Below are 25,802 nucleotides of genomic sequence, written 5' to 3' on the forward strand. Positions count from 1 at the left end.
CAAAAATAAGACGATTTAAAATTCATACCTATAGTGTCGGCAAGATAATGTTTTTCTTAAGCTTATTCTTGCCCTTATCGTTATTTTAAACAATCATGTATAGAACCTCTCAAGTAGTTAAAGTGTCATGGTTATCATTGGATGAAAAATGAACTTTTCGAATAAGCAGGTGCTTATTGTTGAAGATCAACGCCCTTTTCTCTTATTACTACGTGGATTATTGCATTCCATGGGCGCAAGTGACGTTGTTACCAAGTCTTCTGCGGAAAAGGCGCTGTCACTGTGTAAAAAGCAGAAATTCGATATTATTGTTTGCGATCTTCATTTAGGGGTAGACAAAAAAAACGGTTTCGAGCTTATAGAAGAGCTGAGAATAAAGCGCTTAATTAAACCCACCACCGTGTTTATATTAATTAGCGCTGATAGTGCGCGCCCTGTAGTACTTGGCTCTATTGAACGACGCCCTGATGATTATCTTATTAAGCCCTTTTCACAGGTACAACTTAAAACCCGTATTACCCGCGCATGGCAAAAACGACAGTTTTTAGGGGCGGTATTACAAGAGGTGGCCAATGAAAATATCAACGATGCTATCGATTTGTGTGAAGATCTTATTAGTACCCCATCACCCTATACAGGCACGTGTGAGCAGCTTTTAGTTGAACTGTATTTGCGCCTAGAACAATACGACAAAGCACTGGATGTACTTGCGCCTTACTTAGAGGGAAAGCCAATACTTTGGGCTAAGGTTGCGTTGGCAAAAACCTATCTAGCTTTAGAAGAATTCGATAAAGCCATTGGTATTGCCGAGGATATTATTAAACGCAACCGGTTTAATGCCGAGGCCCATGATGTATTGGCGAAAGCCAATGATGCAAAGGATCAGGGCGAAGCCGCGATTTCTGCGATTAAGCATGCCATAAAACTTTCGCCCTTTTCTTTGCCTAGGCATTTTAGTGCATGCTCCATAGCGCGAAACCATAAGGATTACATTTTAGCCTCTACCTCTAGTTTGGCCATATGGGACTTATCGAAAAGAACCGTACATCAGAACAGCCTGCATTGGTGTGGATTTATTCGAAGCTTGCTTGATGTCGCCGAATATACCGATGACAAACGCACGCGAAATCGCTATCAACAAGAAGCTTTGCTTGCCCTCCAACGGGGTAAGTTTGATGAAAACATATTACGTATAGACGAAGATTTTGATGTCAGTATTTTTGGCAGCATTATCAACGCTCGCGTTAATGCTATTGATGGGAAAATGCTTGATGCCAAAAAGAATTTGGCGCAATCACAAGCTGCCATAGACGAAAAGTACACCACGCCGCCAATCACATTTATACCGGATAGCCTTAAAGTCATGTACGACCTTGGTGAATTTGAAGACGCACTGCAACTTCAAGACATCATTAAACAGCAGAATTTAGAATTCGATTCTAATAGCGACTTCTTGTTACGTTCAGAGACGACAAAAGTCCAACAAAACATGACTAATTATCAGCAGTTCAACCGTGAAGGCATTCAGCTTTACCAACAAGGCCAATATGAAAAAGCAAAAGACTCCTTTGCCCTTGCACAAGGCTTTTCGCCGGTAAATACAGGTGTAGCCCTCAACCTATTACAGTGCTTATTACAGATATTAAGCAAAAACCAAAAGCCAGATCCTGATTTATTTAAAGAATGTCGTCGACTTTATAAACTTATTGATGACATGCCACTAAAGGTGCAACACGAAGAGAAATACTCTACGCTACGTAACGACTTAGACACTTTTATGGGAATTACATAATGACAATAACCCTAATTGAAAAAATCTGTGCGCTTGCTAGCCTACTTTCAGTTGTAGCACTTAATGGATGCAGCCAAACCCCACCTTGTGAAGATATTGTAGAAGTAAATCGTCAATTACATGTATGCAAAAGCTTGTCGAAAGTGATGAATGATAATCGCTACCCACAGCAAGCGATGTCAGCGAAAAAGCGTTATGAAAGTGAATGTGAAAACTTCAGGTATTATCGCGATGATTACGACACTATTTGTAAGGGAGAGCAACAAGCCATTGGCAAAAAAGCCAAAGCGGCGGTTAACAAGGAAAGTTTACCTCCTAAAGATTATTAAGTAGCGGGTTGTTTTTTGATACCAAGCGTTATGCGGAGCTTTAAAGGCAGCACCTTACAGGCAACGTAAGGTTTTATTGGCGGTGTGGTTTTGATGTTGCCATGTTACCGTATGGTCTAGCGCCTTGTTCGTAGTAACATCTATTTAAAGAGGCGTTATCAAGTAGACGAGAAAAGGATGAAAACATGTCGAAACGCGTTGCAGTGCTAACATCGGGTGGTGATGCGCCAGGAATGAATGCTTGTATTCGAGCTATTGTTATAGCCTGTGAGAGACAAGGATTTACGCTGTTTGGTTACCAGCATGGTTATAACGGCTTACTTGAGCAAGAGTATGAGATACTTGCGCCTCAAGCAACGCACAACCTCATCCAGCAAGGGGGCACCGTACTACACAGCGCCCGTTGCGAACCTTTCAAAACCGACGAAGGAGCAAAAACTGCTGCCACTAACCTTACAAAACTAGAGGTTGATACCCTCATTGTGATTGGCGGCGATGGGTCTTTTAGAGGTGCTGATCATTTGGCAGATTTCTGGCACGGTCAAATTATTGGTATTCCAGGTACCATAGACAATGATGTCGCTGGCACCGATGCCACCATTGGTTATTACACCGCTATCGATACAGTCGTTTCATCAATCGATAAAGTCAGAGACACTGCAGACGCGTTTGAACGTATTTTCATTGTAGAAGTGATGGGCAGACATGCCGGTTTTCTTGCGTTGAATTCAGCCCTCGCCTCGGCGGCTGATTACGTTATTTTGCCAGAAACCTTTGATCAATGTGATGCAGAACTGGATAAAATTACTGGGCAAATTGAGAAGAGAAGACAACTCAAAGGCGCGATTAGCTTTATTATAGTGGTAGCTGAAAATGTGTGGCCTGGTGGACTTAACGATTTGGCCAACAAACTGGTATCAAAAACCCAGTCTGAAGTTCGCCCTGTAACGCTAGGTCATGTTCAGCGTGGTGGTTCACCGGTGAGTCAAGATAGGTTGCTTGCTACTAAGTTAGGCACCTATGCTGTGAGTTTAGTGGGTAGTGACACCAACGGCGTTATGGTAGGTGAACTTAATGGTACGCCCAGTGAAATTCCCCTTACACAAACATGGGAGAAGAACAAACCGTTAAACCCTTCTAGTATGGAAACCATGCTCACCATCATGAATGAACGATACTGAAATACGACTAATTAATTGCTGTAGCACTCGATAAATGGTTACGCATAACCCTGACTAAATACGATATATCAATAAGTTAACTCAATCAGTTAGTAGAAATAAAAATGCCCGATTTCTCGGGCATTTTTGAACAAATACGTTGTCTACGCTATCAGTTTAAGGCTTATAGACCCAAGCTTTTAGCGTTACATTTTCATCGCCGCTTTTACTTTGTCTCTATGACTACGACTTACTTTTAGTTCGGTGTCATTTTGCAAAATGAGGTGATACTCACCGCTAATGTGGCTTACTAATTTTTTCACAAAACGAATATTAGCGATAGCGGAACGATGTACTCTCACAAACCACTGAGGGTTAAGCTCTTGCTCGAGCTCCTTCATGGTTTTACGCATAATGTGCATACCATCTAATGCATGAACACACATGTAGTCACCCGCGGCATCTATCCACTGTATGTCTTGAACATTCACTCTGGTAACTTCAGAACCATCTTTAATGGCCAATACATCGGGGTAAGGATTGGTTTCAACCGGCTCACCATTGGCTAGCTTACGTAAGATTTCTTCGCAATCGTCGCCAGTCAACTCGGCCACCAAATTCACTAAGCGTTTAGACTGTTCATCTTGATGCTGTGTGGCGAAATATTCTCGCACTTTCACTAGGGCATCTTTAAGGCGTTCATCATCTGCAGGCTTTAATAAGTAGTCTAACGCATGCACATCGAATGCTTTAATCGCATAACTGTCATACGCAGTAACAAACACTACCATGGGGATAGGTTGGTTGAGCTCACGCAGCTTATGGATAACCTGAAAGCCATTTAGCCCAGGCATCTGAATATCAAGAAACACTAAATCGGGACGAAGTTGTGAAATACTACTTACTGCTTCAAGCCCATTTTGACACTCAGCAAGTACCTGAATGTCGTCATGACGTTCTAACCTAGCCCGAAGTCCACGGCGAGCGAGTGGTTCATCGTCTACCACTAGGGTTTTAATTACTTGCTTTGTCATGCGCATACATCCTTTACTTCATAGGGAATACGAATTCGAACTCGTACACCCGACGGCTGATTATCTTCAATAGAAAATGCGAAATTGCGTTGATACAGTGAATGCAATCTCTCTTTAATATTCGCCAGTCCAACACCATTTTCACGGCTTAACTGACCATCTACAATGTCGGCACCGGGCCCATTATCAGCCACATCCATTAGTAAGTCGTTTCCAAACGCGCGGGCTGTTATAGCAATTTGACCGCCATTCTCCATTTTAGAAATGGCGTGCTTAACAGCATTTTCAATAATAGGCTGTAATATCATGCTAGGAACAAGTGCGTTTTCACACTCTTCATCGATATTCCAGACCACTTCTAGCCTGTCATCAAATCGTACTTTTTCAATCTCAAGATATAACCGTAAGGCCTTTGTTTCTTGGCCTAAAGGCACTCGTTTAATAGGGTCGTTATCCAAAGAATAGCGCAAAAAGTCGCTCAAGCGAGAGACCATCGCTTCTGCGGTATCGTTTTCTTTTAGTAACACCAAGGTAGAAATAGCGTTTAGCGTGTTGAACAAAAAGTGAGGATTCAGCTGATAACGCAGCATCTTAATATGCGCTTGATGCGCCATGGTGCTGGCTTTAAGCGCATTTTGCTTTTCTTTTTGCAACATCTGGAAGTTCTTAATACCGAAGTAAACGCCACTCCAACAGCCCACCATGATGAGTGAGTTAATCGTATTGGTAAAATACATGTACCAAGCATCAGGCCTGTAGCCATGCTTGTAAATTTCCCAATAATTTATATTTTTAACCACAGCCCACAACAACGCAATCAGATAACAGGATGCAATTACTGTCATTAGCATGTTTAACGGCGACTGTTTTCTTGCCCAGCGATAGACGTAACGCAATGGTATAGTTAACAACCAGCCTGCGTAAGCATTGAGTAATATTATAAATACCCAAATTGGCCTTACATCGTGAAGGAACGAGCCAATATAATAGATGATGGCAAAACCTGCCCAGCCTGCGCTGTGCAATGTCCAAAATAACCTTTCGTTACTTTCAATAACGCGCTGAAAGCGGCTCACATGTTTACCAGTGGTTGAATTGATTGATAGATTATACGCAAGGTAAGCCTCTGTAGGAGCATCTTGGTCGTACTTCATATGCGACTTGTCGCACGCTTTGCTAAGATTAGTGACCGTAACTAATAACTAATATTCAATCTCTTAAGCCAATGCATCCACCACCATGCTGGGCCTACAAGTAAAAAGCGAAGATCTTCCAAAAATGAGGGCTTTTTACCTTCAATTTTATGACCGATAAATTGCAGTATCCACATCACAACAAACAGCGATAGACAGAACAGCCAAACACTAACGCCAAAGTAGGCAATAAGATTAATACCACCGAAACAAACAATGGTAAGCAGTGTCATGGCCGCACCAATGGGACCAGACAATTTGAAATAATAATACAGGATTGGAATGGCAACGATATGTGCCCAAGTCACATTGAAATTGGCAATGAAATCGGGCACGGGTATCGCCCAAATAAGCCCTAAGGTGACAAAATAGATACTAGGCACCGCAATGCCGTGAATAAGCACGTTGGTTTTATTTTGGTGGCTTTCGTTGTATTGCAGTAATAGCTTTTCAATCGTTCTCATAGCAAATTCCACTTATTGTTATAATAATTGCTTCAATTTTTTGTTGTGAACATCGTATTAACTAATTAGCGTATGGCCTGCTAAGAGTGCATTGACAGCATCGTCATCACTATCGAATTTCAAGCCATAATAAACAAAGTCTGATTCTAACTGGTGATTTTTGACAGTGGCATTCAACGTGGCTTCTTTACCATCGGTTGAATAAACTAATGCAATTTTAGTTTCATCAATCATGATGGGCCATTCAGGCTTGAGCGGCAGAGCTATACGGCAGCCATCGTTAGATATATCCACAATAATACCGGTCACATGTTCAGATTCAGGAAAGGCTTCACAGGACACTTTAACCGCTATACCCGGCTGCGCCCGCTTGTTAGCACGAAGGCCTATAGATTCTATGCGGCGTGGAAAGCTGGTAATTAATAACCCTGAGGGTTTAGCCAATAATTTGAGAACCTTTACCCTAAACGCTATAACTTGCCCGGCATCGCCTTCAAGTACAAAGCGTACTACTACGTCGTTACCCACCGTCAATAAGTCTCTGACAACTATCCATTTTGCGGAAGTGGGTATCTGGAATATCATGCAGGTAGCAAGTTCCATTCCTACATAAGCGGTTTTTACCCGCTTAGGTGCCGTTGGCGTCGTAATTTGTAAATCTACCACTGCACCCGGTGGCAAGGCACACAAATTATCGACGTCTTCTCGGTTAAGTTGACTACTTACTGCATTATCTGACATGTATTTAAGAACATTCTTATTATACTTACTCTAAATGTAACCAATTTTGTGTCGGCTGACAAAACCTTCTCTATCAGGCATGATGTCGCCATATTTTTAAGATACGAATAATTTTTTATAAAGGTCACCATGAATAGCGCTTCACTTCACTACCAACTGTCGATTTACTCGTGGCAACAACATTTGTTTGATGTAACGTTAACCGTGCCTTCTCACGAATCACAAACCTTATCGCTCACGTTACCGTCTTGGATCCCTGGCAGTTACATGGTGAGAGACTTTGCCAAAAATATAGTGTCTTTAACAGCGAGCAATACTGCTTCTGGCGAACCGGTTACTTGCACAAAATTAGATAAGCAAACGTGGCAGGCCGATACCCACGGTGAGGCAGTCACTATTACTTATCGAGTATATGCCAACGACTTATCAGTCCGTTCTGCATTTATTAACGACGAGTATGCCTTTATTAACGGCACCAGTGCATTTCTAAGTGTTGAAGGCTTTGAACAACAGCCATGTAAATTACAAATTATTAAACCAGCTGTGGCGAATTGGCGTGCCTATACCAGTATGCCAATGACTGAAGATATGCCAGATAGCTGGGAATATGAAGTGGCAGACTATGCTGAGTTTATCGACCATCCACTTTATATTGGGGTATGTAACTTTCACAGTTTTGAAGTAGAGGGCGTTACCTTCGAGTTGTTATTCTCTGGTAGAAATAACCTCGACATAGAGCGTATTGCAAATGACTTAACCCCAATTTGTAAGCACCATATGCAGTTATTTGGCGATCCGCAGCCTATTAAACGTTATTTGTTTATGACGTTGTTGGCAGATACTGGTTTTGGTGGTCTAGAGCATCGTGATTCTACCGCCCTACTCTTTCCGCGTTTCGACCTACCTATGGTCGGCGAAAGCGAGACAAAAACTGACGGTTACATTACGTTTTTGAGTTTATGCAGCCACGAACTTTTCCATACATGGCACGTTAAGCGTATTAAGCCCGAGGTGATGGTAAAGCCCGATTTACAAAAAGAAACTTATACAAACCAACTGTGGATTTATGAGGGCTTTACCAGCTTTTATGATGACGTCACGTTAGCGCGTGCGGGCACTATTACTCCTCAAAAATATTTAGATATCGTATCGCAGAATTTAACGCGTTTATTGCAAAATGCAGGTAGGTTTAAGCAGTCAGTAGCGGAAAGTAGCTTCGACGCTTGGACAAAATTCTACAAGCAGGATGCCAGTGCAACTAATTCAATTGTTAGTTACTACACCAAAGGCGGCATTATCGCTTTTGGCCTAGATTTGTTGCTACGTGAAAAGTCGAATAATGAAATCAACTTAGATTCGCTGATGCGTCATTTATGGGATCAGTACGGCCGCGACGAAAAAGGCACCCCTGACGACGTTATTGCCACGTTGTGTGAGCAAGATTTTGATATTGATATTTCTGACTACCTTGCTGATGTGGTTTACGGCACTAAAGACGTGCCGTTAGAGAATTGGCTGTCGACCATTGGCGTTAAGCTCATTACCCGCAGCAAGGTGTCTGCCGATGACAAAGGAGGCAAAACAAGCGCTGAGGGTATGAAACGACAATTAGGTGCTAACTGCAAGCCAGCTCCATTAGGATTAACGGTTACGCAAGTTTTTGAAGGTTTAGCCGCTGCCGACGCAGGCGTTATGGTTAACGATATCATTATTGCCATAAATGGTTTTGTGGTAAACCAAGTGAAATTACAACGGATTTTAGATGCCACCAATACTGGCCAAGTCAGCCTTTCACTTATTCGAGATGGCCGATTGTTAACTGGTGATCTTGACATAAGAAATGCACGAGAAGATGTGTGCTATTTTGACATTATTGATGAGAGCAAATTTTCAGCATGGCTGGGGCTTAACTAACCACTCTCGGTTTATTTTTGCTTATGTAGATTTATGTCTTTTTAGATACGCACATACTAAGAGCTAGCAGTAAATACAAAAAAGGGCTACCGCATTGGGTAGCGCTTTTTATTGTTAGATGACGAGGCGCGTTGTTTGCCTATGTAGGCGTTACCGCTTTATTCTGGCGTTCCCGCTCTAATCAGGCGTTCCCGACACTACCGTCTGAGGGTCGAGGCGCATTTTGCCCAAGTTAATTCGCCAATCTAGGTGTGGGCCTGTCGCTCTACCCGTAGCGCCAATGGTACCAATCTGCTCGCCTTGCGCTACTGTATCGCCTACTTTCACTGTGATGGAATCTAAGTGAAGAAAAGTAGAAAAGACGCCCATTCCATGATCAAGAATTAACGTATTACCTGAATAATACAAATCTTCTGCTAACGTAACTGTGCCTTGAACTGGTGCCGTTACTGGCGAGCCTGTAGGTCCACCCACGTCTACGCCAAAGTGAGGCCATTTTGGTACACCATTTAATACACGCTGACTTCCGTAAACGCCTGTTATTGGACCTTTAGCTGGCCACTCAAAGCGCGTAAACAATGCATCGGCATCAGTTACTTTACTGCGAGCTTTAGCCACATTAACGTTGTCTTGTCTAATTCTTTCAAGCACTGCTTTTGGCGGCGTCACCATCTTAGAGTCTAGCCCGTCTATACGTTGAATGTCGTATTCACGTTTAGTGAGGGTAATTTCTCGTACTGAACTGGTGCCATCGGCAAGTTCGACTTTAAGCTTGTGAGAAAGGCCTGCATCGCGAGGAAAACCAAAAACGAATTTGCCTTCGCTATTTAGCGACAATGTTTCGCCATCAAGCGTAACGACAGCATCAGGGGCAACCTGACCTCTTATCAAGCTACCTTGCGTTAGGGTGCCATTTAACGTTATCCCGTCTTGCTGCGCATGAGCGCCAGTTAAACTACCACCCAACAATAGTAAGACTGACATGCCAGCAGAACGTACTGCGACTTTTAGTGAGTTGATCACACTAGATTGGACAGACTCTACACCCTTAACCCTAGAACTCATTACTACTCCTTTCTCGCACTTTCATCACACTTGATTCGCATCGATGCTGAATTTATAAAGTACTTATGCAGCGCTTGTGCCGTTCTTTTATTCTAAGCTTGCCAATAGCCTTTACCCGATTTTGCCTACCATACTTAAACAAAAATGAAGTAATTAGTCAGACACCATGGCGCCTTTACCCACACCTTCATACGCCACTACTTGGCAATGATTGTTGGGAGTGCGTTTCTTTTGCTCAACTAACAAGTACTGAGCTAAACATTCCACCGTTGAATCTGTAGTGATCACTTCACAATCGGCCTTAGGAATAAGTAACTCAAAATAGCCTTGTGATGATTCGTAAGCAAACAAGAAATAATCGCTAGGGGTAGCGACTGAACCGGTTATTTTGCGATCTTCATACGCTATTTCATCTTCCGTAGTGGCGATATAGATATCGTCCCAACGGTTCGCCCAATAGGCTTGTTCTTGTTCGCTTATTTTACCATCGAGGTAAATATCAATACGAGAGCGATGACCATGCGCTATACGCTGACAGTTTCCGTCATGCTTTTTTAACCCGTGGGTATAATGATAAAACGGCGAATCAATCACCTCGGTACGCAGCTTTAAAGTAATGTTATCAACGTTTTCGGGTAAATGGGTGGCAAGCACCTCTTTTAAATAAACGCTCACCGATTCCATGGTAACTACATCTGAATACAAAAACGCATAGGCTTCTGCTGGGCAGCGAAGCATAATTTCTCGCGCATCTTCGCAGGTAAAGCGCACTTCAACCTGTTCATTTACGTCATCATGGATAACCGTTGCGCCCGCATATTCTGCAGGCACAAGCAATTTATGATCGACATACTCGTCAATCAGTCGTTTAAGATCTTTCTTAACAATTCCAAAATCCTGAACCATACTTTCTTCGTTAAGTTCGCCGGTTAGGATTACATCGACAATCCAGCTTTCACCTACCATGCCGCGTTTGGGGCAAAGGTAAGAAAAGTCCATTACTGTCAAATCGTTTACAAATAGTTGCATGACACCCTTGTATCGTGTTCGTTTTCTGTTGTTAGTATACGTTTTTTACGTGTTAAACGCAGTGATTAGTCCATAGAAGATTGGCGATTAAGCTGATCTTTTAAATTGGGTGGAATCCCCCGAATCGTTAAGGTATCGGTAGCGGGGTCGTAAAATACACGATCGCCCATCAGCTTGCGCTCGAAACTTACCGATACACCGCCGCCCTGCCCTGTAAATTTCGCTAATTGTTTTAACGCTGCAGGATCTGGCTGAATTTCTTTTTCAAGCGGTACTTCCATAGACTGAGTAAATGATGAAAAGTTGCTACTGGTTTCTTCGTTTGAAGGTAGTCTGTTCGCTAATTCATCAACCGATAAGCTTTCGCCAGCATCAATCTTTTCTTTAAAATACGTCTTCACTTCTTCGCGGTGTTGGTGCTGCTCTTGTGGATCTAATGATTCACTAGCCAAATAAGCGTCTACAGACGAAATTAACTGCTTATTTTGCTGCTTCACATCAACCAGTTCTTCACAACCAACAAACTGCATAAAGAAGTCTGACACTTTACGGCCCATACGGCCTTTTATAAAGCTAACGTAACGCTGCTGTTCGGGTTGTATATCCCATTGGGTTAGGTCAATGCGAACTGCTAGTTGCATACGTGCCAAATCGAGATGCTCTCGAGCAGACAAATCCAGTGAATTGGTCACTTCAACGTGAGAGCGCGTATTTAGCAACGCAATCATCAAATATTGCGTCGCTAAAAACTCATACTGGCAAAAAATGAGAAACCCTGTTTCTACTGTGCCTGTATCTATTAACGTTTTCACTAATCGCTTGGTGGCTGATAACGAAAAGCTATGAAATTCTTCTTCTAAATTGTCGCCGCCTGCTTTTTTCTGCGTTAGGTAGTTTTTTAGACCTTCGGAAAACTCTGCAACGTTATCAGTGTTTTCTTCATCGCTTTGTGAAACAAAGTGACCCACCCCTTTACCGGGCTTAGCATTAAAGCTGTGGTTAATCTGGTGTGCGAGAAGCTCAATTTCTGGCGTGACTGCCAAACAATTGTCACGAGGGATAGCTTCAATTTTATCCTCGTTATTAACGACTAAACGGTGTACAACAAAGTGATGAATCAGTGCACTCATAGCGATTAGGGTGTCCTGTTGCTTAAAAAATGTCAGAAAAACTAACGGAATTGCGGGATTTTAGAATGAATGATTGTTATCACTCAAACAACGATTATAATCATTTTACGAGTAAAACCATTCTTTTTATCAAAGAAATCATGAAAAAGAGGCGTAACAGTGCCCCAGAACAGTCGTTATACCACTGCTGAATTTGAAACCTTAATGAATAAAGTCATTCTAACCCTCGAAGAAAACGATGCGGGGAGAGATCTATCGCTAATGGTACTAGGTAATGTGATTACCCATATTTTACAGACTCAGGTTAGTCCTGACAAACGCGAAGCCATGGCAGATCAGTTTGCTAATGTGCTCAAGAAGAGTGTTCAAGGTTAAGTAGGCTTTTTTATGATTTTAGCCGAATCTCCTCGCCGCCAGCGAGTGACGAAATTAGTTAATTGGGGCCATTGGTTCGCGCTAGCGAATATAATAATAGCCATTGTTATTGCATCAATTTTTGTTTTTTCTTCTCCCATGCCTGGCACGGGCGTAGGTACGCTGTACCTACTCACCAATTGGTTGGGCCATATTGGCTTTATGACCTTTTTCGGGTTTGTAATTTTTATCTTGCCCTTGTGCTACTTAGCCACCAATCCAAGGGCAATTAAAGCCAGTGCTTCTATTATTGCTGCGGTTGGACTTGCCTTGCTGGCATTCGATGCGTTGTTATTTAATCGCACCGGCTTTCATATCAGTTTTCACGCTGCCGATTTGCTTAAAACTGAAGCACAAACGCAAATAAGTGAATTCTACTGGCAACAGTGGGCTTATTTATTCATGCTGTTTTTAGTGTGGTTAGGCTTTCAGCTTGTGCTTGCCAATGCTATCTGGAAAAGGGTTGAGCGCTTTTCACAGCATAAAATTGGTGTGCCAGTAGCCAGCTTTTTTGTGGTGTGTTTTGTTACCAGTCATGCAGTGCATGTATGGGCCGATGCCGAATTGTATCAGCCTATCATCAAGCAAGATAATATGTTCCCGCTGTCGTACCCAGCTACAGCTAAAACTACCATGTCGCGTTATGGCTTGCTTGATTTAGCCGCCTATGAAGAGCGTAAACAGCTCCAGTTTAATACCGATATTCATAATATTAGCTATCCTGCGGAGCCTGTATATTGCTCTATAGATTCTGGTAAGAACATGACAGTGATAGTGCAGATTGATGATGCCCCTATTGCTGGTATAGACACACTTGGGCTTAATGCGTTAGAAAACTACCATTCTACCGCCAGTAGTTTACAAGGATTGATAACTACCACCTTGTTTGGTGTGCCAGAGATTTATCAAGACTCACTAAGTAAAAAGCGCCCTGTACTATTAGCCTTACCCGTTGGTCTAGGAATGCCTGTCTCTATTCATTTTGATGAAAGTTTACCTGACGATTTGTTTACTAGTTATCGCCAGCCTCTTTCAAACAATCATAATGGTTTACACTTGGCATTTTTACCTGCATCTGCGATTGAAGGCTATGTAACGCAAGAAATGCTGCAAACCAACAAGGTAATGATTGCTACCGGTTTCGGGAGCGAGAGTTCGCAAGGCATGCTTTACAGTAACATGTCGCTAAGTGCAAATATCGCTAGCACTGAAGATCTCGCACCAACAATTATGAATACCCTTGGATGCGCGGCGCCTACAACCTTCTACTCTACGGGTCAAAACTTATTAAACCCAAGTCGCAAATGGCTAGTCAGTACCTCTGGTGAGCGTATTGTGGTGTTCCACAATGGCAAACGTACTGATGTGCTAAGTAACGGTAGTTACGAAATTACTGACGTTGCTACAGGTAAGCGCAGCAATGCCCCGCTTAACGTTGATTTATTAAGTCAAGCCATCAAACATTTGTCTCGGTTTTCTAACCAAAACTAAAACATGAAAGGCGCCACTTAGGCGCCTTTTTTGTATCCATTCACATGCTTTTTAACCCACTATCAACGCGAATGCTTTTGGCATACGACTTTGTTTTCTCTTCATTCTGCTTACTCGACTCTATGATCGCCTTAGCTATTAACTAGCGTTAATGAAAGCACGAAGGAAAATGTGAATTAAACGCTACTGGGAACAGGTATGTCGTTCAAAGATGTGACTTGAGTGACATTGCCTAGCTCTGCTCCAGCTGGCGGGGCTTTTCGGGAAACAAAATAGCAGTGGGATAAACTTACTTTTTGCCCTGCTTGTATATCTCGCCAACTGTCACCAATCATGATGCTCAAAGGTAATGAAACAGAGTGCTCTTCAGCGGCCTGTAGTAGCATGCCTGGGTTTGGTTTTCGGCACGCACACTGTTTTTTGTACGCGCCAATGCCATGCTCTGGGTGATGAGGGCAAAAATACACAGAAACCTCGCCAATACCGGCTTGGTAAAAGTCTTGCTGAACGGCACTCATCAAAGCGTTAAAATCATCTTCAGAATATAAGCCTCGTGCTATACCCGACTGATTAGTAACAATGATAATTTTATAGCCTGCTTTTTCGAAACGCTTTATTAACGCAAATATGCCGTCAACATATTCAAAATCTTCGTACCGACCCACATAACCATAATCGACATTAATAATGCCATCACGGTCTAAAAACAAGGCTTTAACAGTGTGTGAACCCATGTTGTGCTATCTCTTCAAATACACTCAAACGGTCTCTGGCATTTTTAGCCAAGCTTGAACACGAAAATCAACGGTGACTTGGTTTAGCTCCTCAACAATTTCTGCCAATCTGTCCGGTGGTAAACGCCAGTAATACGGCGTCATTTTAATCAACGCGATTTTTTGTTCATCGTTATCGAAATGCAGGGGATAATTGACTGTTTCATCCATAGATTGTTCGAAACCCACCCGCTCCTCTTTTTCTACCGCATGTTTTGCGGGGTTATCATATACCAATGATTTTAACTCGAACAAATGCATGGGTGCTGGGTCTACGGTAAGCAAAAGACCACCCGCTTTCAACACACGTGTATACTCTTCACTGCTTCCGGGGGCAAAAACCTGAATAACCACATCTTGAGTATTCGATTCAATGGGCAAATCAAAGCTACTGGCCACAACAAACTGCTGCGACTTATACGCCTTAGCCGCTAATTCCACCGCAATTTTCGCGATATCACTACCGCTGCCGGTAGTGTGAATACTTTTGGCTTTTAAACCTATGACTAGGGCGTTTAGGTAACTCCCTTCGCCACACCCTGCATCGTAGATCGCAAGTTCCGGCTTTGCATTGATATCGGCATTGTCACTACTACGGGTATCGGTGTAATACTGCGCCACTATATCTGTCATGCGCTGCTTTAAGGGCCCATAACCATTGAGATCGTGGAACTCTCTTCGGGCGCGAACCATACTTTTGTCGTCACCAGGTGACTTGGAATTTTTAAATTGTACGGGAAGAAGATTAACGTAGCCTGCTTTCGCTTTGTCAAAACTATGGTTATTGCTGCATTGAATGACCGAGGCACTCATATCGATTGGGCTTCGGCAAAGTGGGCATTGCCACATAAAAAGAATCCACTGTAAAACTGTCTAATACTGGCGGCGAGTTTACCAAACTTCGCCGCCGGTGTCGTGACTGCTTCAGCGTTGATACTAGGTTGTCAAAGTGTTTACGTGTTTTAACACGAAGGACCGCTCACACGATGAAGGCTGGCTACAAATCAGCCAATGGGTGGGCTTCATTGGTCCATGGGGAATCAAAGAAAGAGGCAACCACCTCTTCTGGCACATCTTCCACTTTTTTGTACATCCAGTTAGGCGATAAGTCTTTTTCTATTAGTAATGCGCGTACGCCTTCCTGAAACTCTCCGTGTTGACCACAGCGACAAGACATAATCGCTTCCATACGAAAGCAATCAGCCAAAGACAATTTGGCGCCACGTTTACACTCTTCAAACACTAAGTGCGCGGTTATAGGCGACCCTTTAGCCAATGTAGATTGCGCCCGACTTAACCACTTATCTTCGCTTACATCCGCTGATAATAAGTTATTAACCACATCGGTGACGTTGTCTGGTTCACACCATTTATCAATAACCGTACGGTGAGATTCTACATTTCTCGCTAGCTCACTTTCTGGTGCGTTTAGGCCGTCTAATATAGCGGTGACTTGCCCGTTAAGGGACTCAGATTCATCATCAAATTTCCACGAGAAGCTTTGCAGTGCATCAAACATTGCGGATTGTTGATCAGACGCTACTAATACGTCAGCTAATTCTACATAACACGCGTCTGCACCATTCATTTGTGCACCGGTAAGCCCCAAGAAAAGCCCAGTTTTACCTGGCAAGCGTGGCAGAAAATAACTGCCACCTACATCAGGGTACAATCCGATGGTTATTTCAGGCATCGCAAGGCGGGACGTTTCGGTAACCACGCGATGGCTTGCACCACAAATCAACCCCATTCCACCGCCCATGACGATGCCCGCCCCCCACACAATAATGGGTTTAGCGTAATGGTGAATGGTATAATCAAGGGTATACTCGGTACGGAAAAAAGAGGCTAGAAAGTCAGGGATTTCGCCATTCGATTCAAGCATGGCGTTGTACATAGATACAATATCGCCACCGGCACAGAATGCTTTTTCACCCGCGGCTTTTAACACTACGCAAACAAGGTCGTTTCTATTTTCCCATGCTTGTAGTGCGTCTAATAACAAACTCGCCATTTCTAAATCTAACGCATTGAGGGCTTTGGGCTTATTAAGAGTAAGCACGCCAATAATATGCCCTGAGTTTGTTGTGATTTCTTCAACAACCACTACTGATTCTGTGTGTTCCACTTTTTACTCCTTGTTGCATTCTATGCTATACCACCGCGCCTGTTATTATCTTATTACAGAACGCTGTTTTCATCGCTTAGCAAACGCCTACCGATGATGACCCGCATAATTTCGTTCGTGCCTTCTAGTATTTGATGTACCCGCACATCTCTTACATGACGTTCTAGCGGATATTCTTTGATATAGCCGTATCCACCATGTAACTGTAACGCGTCGTTACACACCTTAAAACCCACATCTGTCGCAAACCGTTTGGCCATTGCGCAATATGTACTGCTATCGGCATGCTTACTATCAAGCTTACTGGCCGCCATTCTCACCATTTGACGGGCCGCAACCAATTCAGTTGCCATATCAGCTAATTTGAATTGCAACGCTTGGAAGGTAGCAATGGGTTTTCCAAACTGTTCACGTTCAGTAAGGTACTGTCTGGCCACATTGAGCGCTTGTTGCGCTGTTCCTATGGAGCACGTTGCTATATTAATTCGCCCACCGTCTAACCCTTGCATGGCCATTTTGAAGCCTTGCCCTTCATCACCTAAGCGACACGACGAATCAATTTTTACATTGTCAAAAGTGATCATTCTGGTTGGCTGGGCATTCCAGCCCATTTTTTCTTCTGCTTTGCCATAAATAATACCTTCAGCGTCAGCTGGAACGGCAAAGGCACTGATCCCTTTGGGTCCATCTCCTCCGGTACGCGCCATTACCACGAGCACGTCGGTACTGCCTGCGCCCGAAATAAACACTTTTGCGCCGTTAAGCACATAACCATTCTCTACTGGCGTAGCTTTGGTTTTTAATGAAGCAGCATCTGAACCTGCACCGGGCTCAGTTAGGCAATAAGACGCCAGTTTTTCACCTGATACAAGTACTTCACACCATTGCTTTTTAACGGCTTCTTGGCCCCAAGTAGCAATCATCCACGTTGCCATATTATGTATTGTCAGCATGGCCGTGGTGGTGGTACACCCCATAGAAAGCTGCTCAAAAATGATAGATGCATCAAGGCGCGATAACCCCAGCCCGCCTTCTGATTCAGGCGTATACAAACCACAAAAACCTAGTTCACCCGCTTTTCTAATGGCCTCAATGGGAAAATGATGGTCTCTGTCCCATTGTGCTGCATGGGGTGCGAACTCTTGCATCGCGAATTGGCGAGCAGTTTCTTCGAAGGCGAGTTGATCATCTGAAAGGTCGAAATTCATGTTACTTGCCCTTCTGGGTAATAAATTGGTAATTTGTCATATTGGCTTCAAGTGAAACACAACCATAGCGTCGTCACTCGTAAATACAGTATCTAACAACTTACCTTCACGTAAACGTAAACATCAAAATTAAATAAAGTTAATGTAAAATAAATGTGACAAATGTGAGTGTTTTTCACCTAAATTTCTAACCCCACTAGCCTTAAAATAATAAATAAAGACATACAGTTAGAAAGTTAAACTTACGGCTAATGCACTTTACACTCAGCGCTGATAAGCTATGTTTATTAAAACACTACTATACTGACAACTTTTGGATTATCGGATTGCTATCGTTGAAGATAACGCAACTGCGCGTACCACGTTGCGAGGTCACCTTCTGCCCATAGCAAAATTAAACGTTAGCAGTTTTGGTTCAGGTGTTGAGCTCAAATCTGCGCTACGTAAGCAGCATTTCGAGCTCATTATAATGGATTACCACCTAGGCCAAGGGAGAACAGGTGTGGAGTGGGTACAGAGCTTAAAAGAATCAGGTTTTATTCGCCCTGGAACGGGACTTATATTTCTTACCTCCGATCGTTCTCCTCAAACCATCGGGCGTATAATGGATTTGCAACCAGATGCATTGCTTATAAAGCCTTACACCATTGCGTCATTATCTCGCCAAATTAAGCACTATTTGAGCTACCGCCAATATATTGAACCCGTGTTACGGGAAATGGATAACAAACAACGCCCTGCTGCTATTACGCTATTGCGTAAGAAATTACGCGAAGGCGTGCCGCCAAGACTCGCTTCCGACGTAGGTAAACTTTTCGCCAAACTCTTATTTGAAAACGACGATATTTTGCATGCGATGCGAGTGTATGACGATGTACTCACTCGTTCAGATAAAGTGCTTTGGGCACAATGGGGCAAAATTAAGTGTCAGTATGCGGCGGGGCTTTGGCCCGATTGCCAAGACGCACTCAGTGACATGGTAACTTCAAGCCTTGCACGAGACAGCGCGTTTGAATGGCTAGCCTCTTTATCTTTTGAGCAAAAGTCGTATGAGCAAGTAGAGACCTATTTAAGTCAGATTAAATTCAGTGAACTTAGCTTACCCGCTGCAAGGTTAAAATCTATCGCGTATCAAAAACAGGATAAAGTGGTAGAAGCCATAGACCTGCTTCAAAAAAAGCGCGCTATGCATCGAAGTGCCAAAGACAGATTTAATGATTTCACCTTTGAATTGGCGGAGTTTTATTTACTACTTGCAGAAGAAGCGCCTAGTACTAATCGAGAAGAAAGCTTAAGCCAGGCGCGTAAATTAGTAGGCTTGGCAGGTCGTAGTCAAAGCGATCGCCAAGTTTTACAAAAAAGAGACTATCTATTGGCCTTTTCAGCCATTTTAGAAGGCGAAGATCAAAAAGCCGCTCACTTACTTGAAAGTGACTATATGGATGATTACTTGCGAACCGAGCCCTCGATGCTGGTTATTGCGGCCAAAGTACATCATGGTTTGGGCGAGGAAGGGAAAGCGAGCCAATTACTTGCGCTTGCAAAGCAGAAGAATTCGGAGCTACAGATTATTTCTGAGCAAGTCGCTAACGACGATCTCATTTTTAATGGTGGTCAGCGTTTAGGCCTAAACCATGACCAAGCGGTCATGCTGAATGAAACCGGTACAAAGTTATTCGTGGATAAACAATACTTACCAGCGATGAAGCATTTTTACGATGCATTGAATTTATCGCCAGAAACGGCCGCATTCGGACTTAATTTATTGCAGTGCATGATTGAATCCGATACCGCCGTTTATCGTAAATACGGCATTCGCAAATTGCTTAGAGTTGTTGCTGATATGCCACTTTCAGAGAGTAACCATCATAGGCTCACCCAATTAAATTTAGCCGCACAAACGAACGCTGAAAAGCTAATGGCCCCTGCTATCAACGAAGACAACAAGGGCCATTAACGGTTAGATGTAAGCTTGGGTTACCAGCCGGACAAATTGTCTATGAGTTATTTTGCTACAAGTTAACAAGAAATGAGTCAACCAGAAGAACTCATACTAGTGGTTCTTCATTTCAAACGCATTAACAGACTGGATGTATCCCAACGATGGCCACCCATTTTTTGAACGTCGCCATAGTATTGGTCGACCAACGCCGTTAGTGCTAATGTAGAGCCATTTCGACGCGCTTCATCAAGGGCGATTGATAAATCTTTTCGCATCCAATCAACGGCAAAACCATAGTCATAATGATTGTCGAGCATAGTAGCTGCACGATTTTCCATTTGCCAAGATTGCGCAGCGCCCTTACTGATGACATCAATCACCGCATTACAGTCTAACCCTGCTTTTTGTCCAAAATGAAGCGCCTCTGCTAGCCCTTGAACAATGCCGGCGATGCAAATTTGGTTCATCATTTTTGCTAACTGACCACTACCACTTTCACCTAATAATTGACTGTGTCTAGCATAGGCAGAAAATACAGCTTCAGCGCGGTCAAACGCTTTTTGTTCGCCTCCCACCATAACAGTGAGTAAACCATTTTCAGCACCAGCTTGGCCACCTGACACTGGCGCATCTAAAAATGCGATAGACTGCTGCTGGCATAGCGAAAACATTTCACGCGCAACTTCTGCCGACGCTGTAGTGTGATCTATCAGCAAGGTACCCGGCCCCATCGTACCTAGCGCTTGGCTCGCAACATCTTTAACATCATTGTCGTTACCTACGCACATCAACACTATATCAGCGTCTTTCGCAGCTTCTGCTGGGGATAGCGCCAAGGTACCTTCAAACTCTTTTACCCACTTATCAGATTTCGCTTTTGTGCGATTATAAACAGTAACATCGAAGCCTGATTTTGCTAAATGCCCTGCCATGGGGTAACCCATTACCCCAAGCCCTAGAAAACTGACCTTAATCGAAGCATTATCGATAAGTGAACCTACAGATGAAGACGTTGTAGTTGTATTATTTGACATAGTGTAACTCTCTTCATAACTGATTATACTGAAGCGAAGTGTAACAAACTTTTTGATAACTAAAACAAATCAATAACTAAAATAAAGAGAAGCGCTATGAGCATATATAGTCATCAAGTGGTTAAAAATAACGGCGAAGCTATTGCTATGTCAGACTTTAAAGGCAAAGTCTTACTTATTGTTAATACCGCTAGTAAATGTGGCTTTACTAATCAATATGAAGGTTTAGAAAAACTATATAAAGATTATAGCGCGAAAGGCTTCGAGATATTGGCGTTCCCTTGCGACCAATTTGGCCACCAAGAGCCTGGGTCAGATGACGATATCGCTCAATTTTGCACTCTGAATTTTGGGGTGTCTTTTCCACTATTTAAAAAAACTGATGTTAATGGTGCACAGACCCATCCTCTTTACGTTGAATTGAAATCTGAAGCACCGGGTTTGCTTGGCTCTAAACGCATAAAATGGAATTTCACTAAGTTTCTTGTCGATACAAACGGAGACGTGGTTAAGCGTTACGCTCCAACCACGAAGCCGAGTGAAATAAGTAATGATATTGATAGACTTCTAAAAGCCTAAATTATTATCGTTTAATGGATAGGGAGTGCAATGTAATGAGTGTAATGAAAGTCGCATTTTTTAGCGCCAAACCTTATGAAGAAACTGTCTTTAAGGCAGCCATTGAGAGTATTGAGAGTGCAGAAAGCCCCGCTATTTCTTTAACTTATTTCCCCCATCAACTCACCGCTGAAACTGCGCTATTATGCCAAGGTTTTGATGCTGTTTGTGTTTTTGTCAATGACGAACTTAACGCGAAAACCTTGTATATCTTGCATGAAGCTGGCGTTAAACATATTGCTCTACGCTGCGCTGGCTTCAACAATGTTGACATCGCCACTGCCAATGAGTTGAACATCAGTGTGTCTAGAGTGCCTGCCTATAGCCCTGAAACAGTAGCGGAACACACGCTAGCGCTAATTCTTACGCTAAATCGCAAAACACACAAAGCCTATAACAGGGTAAAAGAAGGTAATTTTGAATTAACCGGTTTATTGGGTTTTACCCTGCACAATAAAACGGTAGGCGTGATAGGTACAGGGCGCATTGGCCAATCGGTGATTCGAATTTTGAAAGGCTTTGGTTGCAATGTCTTATGTTACGATCCCTACCCTAATGAGCAACTTATACAAGAAGGCGTTGTTTACACGTCTCTCGAATCGCTTTTTAGCCAAAGCCACATTGTTACCCTTCACTGCCCGCTTACCGAGCAAAGCTATCACCTTATCAATGAATCGAGTATTGCCTTAATGCCTAAAGGGGCGATGCTGATCAACACATCACGGGGCGGACTCATTGATGATAAGTCGGTAATCAATGCGCTAAAAAATGGGCATTTGGGATATGTAGGTTTAGATGTTTATGAGCGAGAATCAGAACTGTTTTTCAGCGACCATTCCCAAGACATTATTCAAGACGACGTATTTCAGCGTTTGCTAACGTTTCCAAATGTATTGGTAACGGGACATCAAGGCTTTTTCACCAAAGAAGCCTTAAGTGAGATTGCCGCCATTACCCTAGATAACTTACGCTTCTTTGCCGGTGATGCCAGTCTGAACGTTAACAATAATATGGTAAAGCCTATAAATTAACAGGTAGCACTAAACAAGGCATGGGTTTGATGGGCGTAGCTCGATGGGCATGATTCAACGGGTGTGGATTAACGCATATGATTTAAAGGCTTAGGTTAAAGAGAATATTAGGAAAGTAGCAATATTTGCTACTTTTCCAATACAAGATGAAAGTACTTGCCTAACCACATAAACGGCTCGGTTTGGTTATAAGTTCGCTCTAAGGTTAGTAGCCCTTCAAACTGAGTGGTTTGATGTTCAGGATTCTTCAAGTAATCATGAAAACATCGTATACCGGTTTTCGCTTTTACGGTAAAACCAATAGACTCACAAAAGTCACTAGCCTGTTTAGCCGGTAAAGGGTTCTTGGGATTCAGCCGAACCTGATTTCTCACTTTCATCCCCTGCGCAATATAATCAAAATTACCATAGATAGCGTTGGTCATTAGATTTGCATCGCGGTTAAAAAAGCTAAGACTTAGTATTGCCCCTTTGCGCATGTTGTCATACAGAAATTGAATAGCTTGGTAGGGATCATTTAACCATTCCAAAACAGCATGGCAAACCACAAGGTCGTAGTTTTCCATGTTTTGAATATCTAACAAATATTGATGTTGAATATCCACGTTAGAGAATGTTTTTAGGTTCTCTTTTGCATGTTCCAAAACGTCTTCCGATCCATCGGTTAACAGAATACTATGCCCTAGCGATGCCAAATGAGCGGCCATCACTCCTGTGCCGCCCCCCACTTCTATCACCTTTTTAGACTGTGTGTTTTCTGATACTTCAACAAAAGGCGCTAACGCCTCACAAAGTATAATTTGTCTAAGTTTACCTTTTGTCGTGCCATAAATATTATCGGCAAACTTTGCGGCTATACCGTCAAAAATATGATCTGATTTTTCTGTCATGCTGGGTTTGGGATATCGATAAAAGTCACGTCTAGGTTAAACTCAGACTGAATATGCTCACCCAACGCCTTCACTCCGTAGCGTTCAGTGGCATGATGACCCGCCGCAAAAAAACTAATACCCATCTCTCGCGACGTATGAATAGTTTGTTCAGAGACTTCGCCAGTAATAAACGCATCTACGCCAGCTGCTACCGCTTGCTCAATAAATCCTTGCCCGCCCCCAGTGCACCAAGCTAGAGTTTTAATGGTTTTAGTATCATCACCTTCCGCTAATACCGTTCGCCCTAACATTTCAGCTAAACGTTGCTGTAGCTCATTCTGAGACATTGGCTTTTCGAATTCCCCTTGCATCACTACACCCGTAGGTTTTACGCCGCTAAGGGCTTGCACATTGTCAATTTCAAGTAATGCTGCAAGCTGCCGGTTATTCCCAAACTCGGGGTGAACATCTAAAGGTAGATGGTATGCAAATAGATTTATATCGTGTTCAAGCAATGCCTTGATGCGCTTTTTCTTCATGCCGCTAATCGCTTGCGATTCGCCTTTCCAAAAATAGCCATGATGTACCACTATGGCATCGGCATTTTCTGCAATGGCAGCATCAATCAACGCTTGTGAGGCCGTTACCCCTGTTACCACACGTTGAATTTCTGCTTTTCCTTCAACTTGCAGACCATTAGGGCAATAATCACTAATCTCATGGGTTCTAAGTGTGCCATCTAGATAGCGTTTAAGTTCAAGATTATTTACTGACACAAACACTCCGGTTAACTATTATACGATGAATTCAAAAGTCTCGTTGAACCTATAGAATTGTTGAGCATTATACTGATTTTAAACCACTACTGCCGTCATTTTATAAGCCTACTTCGTCATTGAGGCTTAGCTTTTTCAGCTCTACTAATTTCATTATGGCTTGTGCGGTGAAGAGTTTAGAAATCGACGCAGCTCTAAATAAAACTTTATCCGTTACTGGTGTAGTTAATTTTTCATCTAAATAGCCGAAACCTTCAATATAACTCAATTCACCTGCAGTAATAACAGCTACTGCCATTGCAGGAACACGACTCTTTTCCCGAACTTCATTTAAATAATGAGGAAGAACCCTATCGCTAGTCGTTTCGGCGGAAACAGCATTTATGAAAAACATGAATAGTGTCGAAATGATTAACTTAAGCAAGAAGCCCCCAAAGAAGAATTTAACGCTCACAAATTGTTGTCATACGTGGGCCGGAATGACTACAAGACCCCTCGTATTGGTTCTAAAGGGCGAATAGAATTAGGGTGCACCAAAAAATTAAGAAAATAGCGATTAAAAGTCAAATACGTTTGCTGATAGATAACCTACACCGATACCAAAGCACAGCATGGAAATTGTTCTAATAAACTTCAAAACCTTTGAAGCATCGTATATATGCTTACCTTTGAGCAGTGAATCAATTATATGATCCTGCCCCATTATTGACATGATAATAGAAGCCACAAAAAAACCGAGGGAGATATAAAGGTCTTTACTTGCTTCTACGGCTTTCAATTGAACGAGAACAACGATTGCACCAATAGCTGCTGAAGATAACCAAGCATATTGTTTTAATAGGTCAAAATGTAACTCCGTTGTAAGGGTCTCATTTCTAATTTTATTCTGACTGGCCGAATCTAGTTCAGTTGTCTTTTCTACTTCAAAAGAATCCATTAGTAAAAATCCAATTTTAATTTAATGCTAGGAACATTTAAGGGGATTAAAATAGTTTGCTGTAAGTGCTGCGAAATAACAAAAAACAAGTTGTTTTGGTGTACTTCTTATTTTCACTATTAACTTAACTAGCCATCAAAGAAACTATGTATTTTTTTAGCCCAAATTACGAGCCCTTTTTCAAAAACTTATTGTCCTGCACTAGTGCGGTTATAATGCGCGAGCAATCAATTGTAAGAATTAACACCCACTCATCAACTACGGTTGATTTATAAATTTTTTCTAGCAGGCTCAAAGCTATCATACCTTGGCAATTCAGCATCTAGGTTATCCCAGTTTGCCTTTGAAGTAACAAAGTTGTGAGAGATTGGCCTTTCTGAAATATCTGAATCTAAAATACCAAGCCGTATTCTAAGCTTTTTAGGATTGGCTGCGTTTGAACTATAAATTGGTGAAGCACATACCGAACAGAAGTGTCTATTTTTGCCGAGTTTGAATTCGTAAGTGGCAAGTTTATTTTGTGGATCGATAACGCGAAATTCGTCTATGTTTATAAAACCATTGGTGGCGTAGGCTGTACCGCTATTCTTTCTACAAAGTGAACAATGACAATGAATGATGTCATCTATCGAGCCAGAAATTTCAACGTTTATCACGCCACAGAGGCAAGAGCCGTAATACATTTCACATCCTTGTAATAATAAGGGCAGATTACATTCTTACTTTA

General features: G+C 42.5%; 26 protein-coding genes. 9 read left to right on the top strand and 17 right to left on the bottom strand.

Features of this window, described 5'->3' with window-relative positions; genetic code table 11:
* The first annotated feature begins 148 nt into the window (after positions 1–148).
* The 3 genes from AV939_RS10390 to AV939_RS10400 all read left to right on the top strand — a co-directional run bounded on the left by AV939_RS10390 (position 149) and on the right by AV939_RS10400 (position 3,302).
* Entirely contained in the window at positions 149–1,792 is a 1,644-nt protein-coding gene (locus tag AV939_RS10390) for a tetratricopeptide repeat-containing response regulator (RefSeq protein ID WP_057791700.1), read from the top strand.
* The gene (locus tag AV939_RS10395; RefSeq protein WP_057791698.1) at positions 1,792–2,121 is read left to right on the top strand and encodes a hypothetical protein; all 330 of its coding nucleotides are present in this window, start codon (positions 1,792–1,794) and stop codon (positions 2,119–2,121) included. Before AV939_RS10390 ends, AV939_RS10395 begins: the two co-directional genes overlap by 1 nt.
* Before the next feature lie 185 nt (positions 2,122–2,306).
* On the top strand, positions 2,307–3,302 hold the full coding sequence (locus tag AV939_RS10400) for an ATP-dependent 6-phosphofructokinase (RefSeq protein WP_057791696.1): 996 nt from the start codon (positions 2,307–2,309) through the stop codon (positions 3,300–3,302).
* Positions 3,303–3,487: 185 nt separating this feature from the next.
* Here the strand turns inward: AV939_RS10400 and AV939_RS10405 are convergent, their stop codons facing one another.
* From AV939_RS10405 to AV939_RS10420, 4 genes are all read right to left on the bottom strand, one after another.
* Positions 3,488–4,315 carry a LytR/AlgR family response regulator transcription factor gene (locus tag AV939_RS10405; RefSeq protein WP_013784030.1) on the bottom strand — a complete coding sequence of 276 codons (828 nt, stop codon included), beginning with the start codon at positions 4,313–4,315 and terminating at the stop codon, positions 3,488–3,490.
* Positions 4,312–5,391, bottom strand: coding sequence for a sensor histidine kinase (locus AV939_RS10410; protein WP_057796143.1), 1,080 nt, complete (start codon positions 5,389–5,391; stop codon positions 4,312–4,314). The genes AV939_RS10405 and AV939_RS10410 overlap by 4 nt, the downstream gene beginning before the upstream one ends.
* Positions 5,392–5,510: 119 nt before the next feature.
* Positions 5,511–5,972 carry an Mpo1 family 2-hydroxy fatty acid dioxygenase gene (locus AV939_RS10415; RefSeq protein ID WP_057791694.1) on the bottom strand — a complete coding sequence of 154 codons (462 nt, stop codon included), beginning with the start codon at positions 5,970–5,972 and terminating at the stop codon, positions 5,511–5,513.
* A gap of 57 nt (positions 5,973–6,029) precedes the next feature.
* Positions 6,030–6,713 (bottom strand): PilZ domain-containing protein, encoded by a 684-nt coding sequence (locus AV939_RS10420; protein ID WP_057791692.1) that lies wholly within the window; start codon positions 6,711–6,713, stop codon positions 6,030–6,032.
* Between the two features lie 129 nt (positions 6,714–6,842).
* Here AV939_RS10420 and AV939_RS10425 point away from each other — a divergent pair, with 129 nt between their 5' ends.
* Positions 6,843–8,627, top strand: coding sequence for a M61 family metallopeptidase (locus tag AV939_RS10425; RefSeq protein WP_057791689.1), 1,785 nt, complete (start codon positions 6,843–6,845; stop codon positions 8,625–8,627).
* Between the two features lie 177 nt (positions 8,628–8,804).
* On the opposite strand, the gene AV939_RS10430 is transcribed toward AV939_RS10425, so the two are convergent.
* From AV939_RS10430 to yejK, 3 genes are all read right to left on the bottom strand, one after another.
* Positions 8,805–9,692 carry a M23 family metallopeptidase gene (locus tag AV939_RS10430; RefSeq protein ID WP_171008992.1) on the bottom strand — a complete coding sequence of 296 codons (888 nt, stop codon included), beginning with the start codon at positions 9,690–9,692 and terminating at the stop codon, positions 8,805–8,807.
* A gap of 153 nt (positions 9,693–9,845) precedes the next feature.
* A complete protein-coding gene (locus AV939_RS10435; protein ID WP_057791687.1) occupies positions 9,846–10,721 on the bottom strand; it encodes a 6-pyruvoyl trahydropterin synthase family protein in 876 nt (291 codons plus the stop codon).
* 65 nt (positions 10,722–10,786) lie between these two features.
* Positions 10,787–11,851 carry a nucleoid-associated protein YejK gene (yejK, locus tag AV939_RS10440; RefSeq protein WP_057791685.1) on the bottom strand — a complete coding sequence of 355 codons (1,065 nt, stop codon included), beginning with the start codon at positions 11,849–11,851 and terminating at the stop codon, positions 10,787–10,789.
* A gap of 159 nt (positions 11,852–12,010) precedes the next feature.
* Here yejK and AV939_RS10445 point away from each other — a divergent pair, with 159 nt between their 5' ends.
* Together AV939_RS10445 and AV939_RS10450 are read left to right on the top strand one after the other, a co-directional pair.
* Positions 12,011–12,226 (top strand): DUF1414 domain-containing protein, encoded by a 216-nt coding sequence (locus AV939_RS10445; RefSeq protein ID WP_057791683.1) that lies wholly within the window; start codon positions 12,011–12,013, stop codon positions 12,224–12,226.
* A 12-nt stretch (positions 12,227–12,238) separates the two neighbouring features.
* Positions 12,239–13,756, top strand: a complete 1,518-nt coding sequence (locus AV939_RS10450) for a DUF3413 domain-containing protein (protein WP_057791681.1) — start codon at positions 12,239–12,241, stop codon at positions 13,754–13,756.
* Between the two features lie 176 nt (positions 13,757–13,932).
* Here AV939_RS10450 and AV939_RS10455 read toward each other — a convergent pair whose 3' ends face one another.
* From AV939_RS10455 to AV939_RS10470, 4 genes are all read right to left on the bottom strand, one after another.
* A complete protein-coding gene (locus AV939_RS10455) occupies positions 13,933–14,490 on the bottom strand; it encodes a D-glycero-alpha-D-manno-heptose-1,7-bisphosphate 7-phosphatase (RefSeq protein ID WP_057791679.1) in 558 nt (185 codons plus the stop codon).
* Positions 14,491–14,514: 24 nt separating this feature from the next.
* Positions 14,515–15,378, bottom strand: coding sequence for a putative RNA methyltransferase (locus AV939_RS10460; protein ID WP_057791677.1), 864 nt, complete (start codon positions 15,376–15,378; stop codon positions 14,515–14,517).
* Between the two features lie 148 nt (positions 15,379–15,526).
* Positions 15,527–16,657, bottom strand: coding sequence for an enoyl-CoA hydratase/isomerase family protein (locus tag AV939_RS10465; protein ID WP_057791675.1), 1,131 nt, complete (start codon positions 16,655–16,657; stop codon positions 15,527–15,529).
* Positions 16,658–16,710: 53 nt separating this feature from the next.
* Positions 16,711–17,865: an acyl-CoA dehydrogenase family protein gene (locus AV939_RS10470; RefSeq protein ID WP_057791673.1), complete on the bottom strand. Its 1,155-nt coding sequence runs from the start codon at positions 17,863–17,865 to the stop codon at positions 16,711–16,713.
* Between the two features lie 313 nt (positions 17,866–18,178).
* Here AV939_RS10470 and AV939_RS10475 point away from each other — a divergent pair, with 313 nt between their 5' ends.
* The gene (locus AV939_RS10475) at positions 18,179–19,822 is read left to right on the top strand and encodes a response regulator (RefSeq protein ID WP_257721361.1); all 1,644 of its coding nucleotides are present in this window, start codon (positions 18,179–18,181) and stop codon (positions 19,820–19,822) included.
* A 107-nt stretch (positions 19,823–19,929) separates the two neighbouring features.
* On the opposite strand, the gene AV939_RS10480 is transcribed toward AV939_RS10475, so the two are convergent.
* Positions 19,930–20,841, bottom strand: a complete 912-nt coding sequence (locus AV939_RS10480) for an NAD(P)-dependent oxidoreductase (protein ID WP_057791671.1) — start codon at positions 20,839–20,841, stop codon at positions 19,930–19,932.
* A gap of 96 nt (positions 20,842–20,937) precedes the next feature.
* Here AV939_RS10480 and AV939_RS10485 point away from each other — a divergent pair, with 96 nt between their 5' ends.
* Both AV939_RS10485 and AV939_RS10490 read left to right on the top strand, forming a co-directional pair.
* The gene (locus tag AV939_RS10485) at positions 20,938–21,420 is read left to right on the top strand and encodes a glutathione peroxidase (RefSeq protein WP_057791669.1); all 483 of its coding nucleotides are present in this window, start codon (positions 20,938–20,940) and stop codon (positions 21,418–21,420) included.
* A 44-nt stretch (positions 21,421–21,464) separates the two neighbouring features.
* Positions 21,465–22,490 carry a 2-hydroxyacid dehydrogenase gene (locus AV939_RS10490; RefSeq protein WP_057796127.1) on the top strand — a complete coding sequence of 342 codons (1,026 nt, stop codon included), beginning with the start codon at positions 21,465–21,467 and terminating at the stop codon, positions 22,488–22,490.
* A 128-nt stretch (positions 22,491–22,618) separates the two neighbouring features.
* Here the strand turns inward: AV939_RS10490 and AV939_RS10495 are convergent, their stop codons facing one another.
* The 5 genes from AV939_RS10495 to AV939_RS10515 all read right to left on the bottom strand — a co-directional run bounded on the left by AV939_RS10495 (position 22,619) and on the right by AV939_RS10515 (position 25,758).
* On the bottom strand, positions 22,619–23,380 hold the full coding sequence (locus AV939_RS10495; protein WP_057791667.1) for a methyltransferase: 762 nt from the start codon (positions 23,378–23,380) through the stop codon (positions 22,619–22,621).
* Positions 23,377–24,138, bottom strand: a complete 762-nt coding sequence (locus AV939_RS10500) for a Nif3-like dinuclear metal center hexameric protein (RefSeq protein WP_057791665.1) — start codon at positions 24,136–24,138, stop codon at positions 23,377–23,379. The genes AV939_RS10495 and AV939_RS10500 overlap by 4 nt, the downstream gene beginning before the upstream one ends.
* 100 nt (positions 24,139–24,238) lie before the next feature.
* Positions 24,239–24,562: a serine hydrolase domain-containing protein gene (locus AV939_RS20040; RefSeq protein WP_231751110.1), complete on the bottom strand. Its 324-nt coding sequence runs from the start codon at positions 24,560–24,562 to the stop codon at positions 24,239–24,241.
* A gap of 132 nt (positions 24,563–24,694) precedes the next feature.
* A complete protein-coding gene (locus tag AV939_RS10510; protein ID WP_057791661.1) occupies positions 24,695–25,075 on the bottom strand; it encodes a hypothetical protein in 381 nt (126 codons plus the stop codon).
* 269 nt (positions 25,076–25,344) lie between these two features.
* Positions 25,345–25,758 (bottom strand): GFA family protein, encoded by a 414-nt coding sequence (locus tag AV939_RS10515; RefSeq protein ID WP_057791659.1) that lies wholly within the window; start codon positions 25,756–25,758, stop codon positions 25,345–25,347.
* Positions 25,759–25,802: the final 44 nt, after the last annotated feature.

Origin of the sequence: Alteromonas sp. Mac1 (genome assembly GCF_001562125.1) — a bacterium.
In the GTDB taxonomy this organism is placed as follows: domain Bacteria; phylum Pseudomonadota; class Gammaproteobacteria; order Enterobacterales; family Alteromonadaceae; genus Alteromonas; species Alteromonas stellipolaris.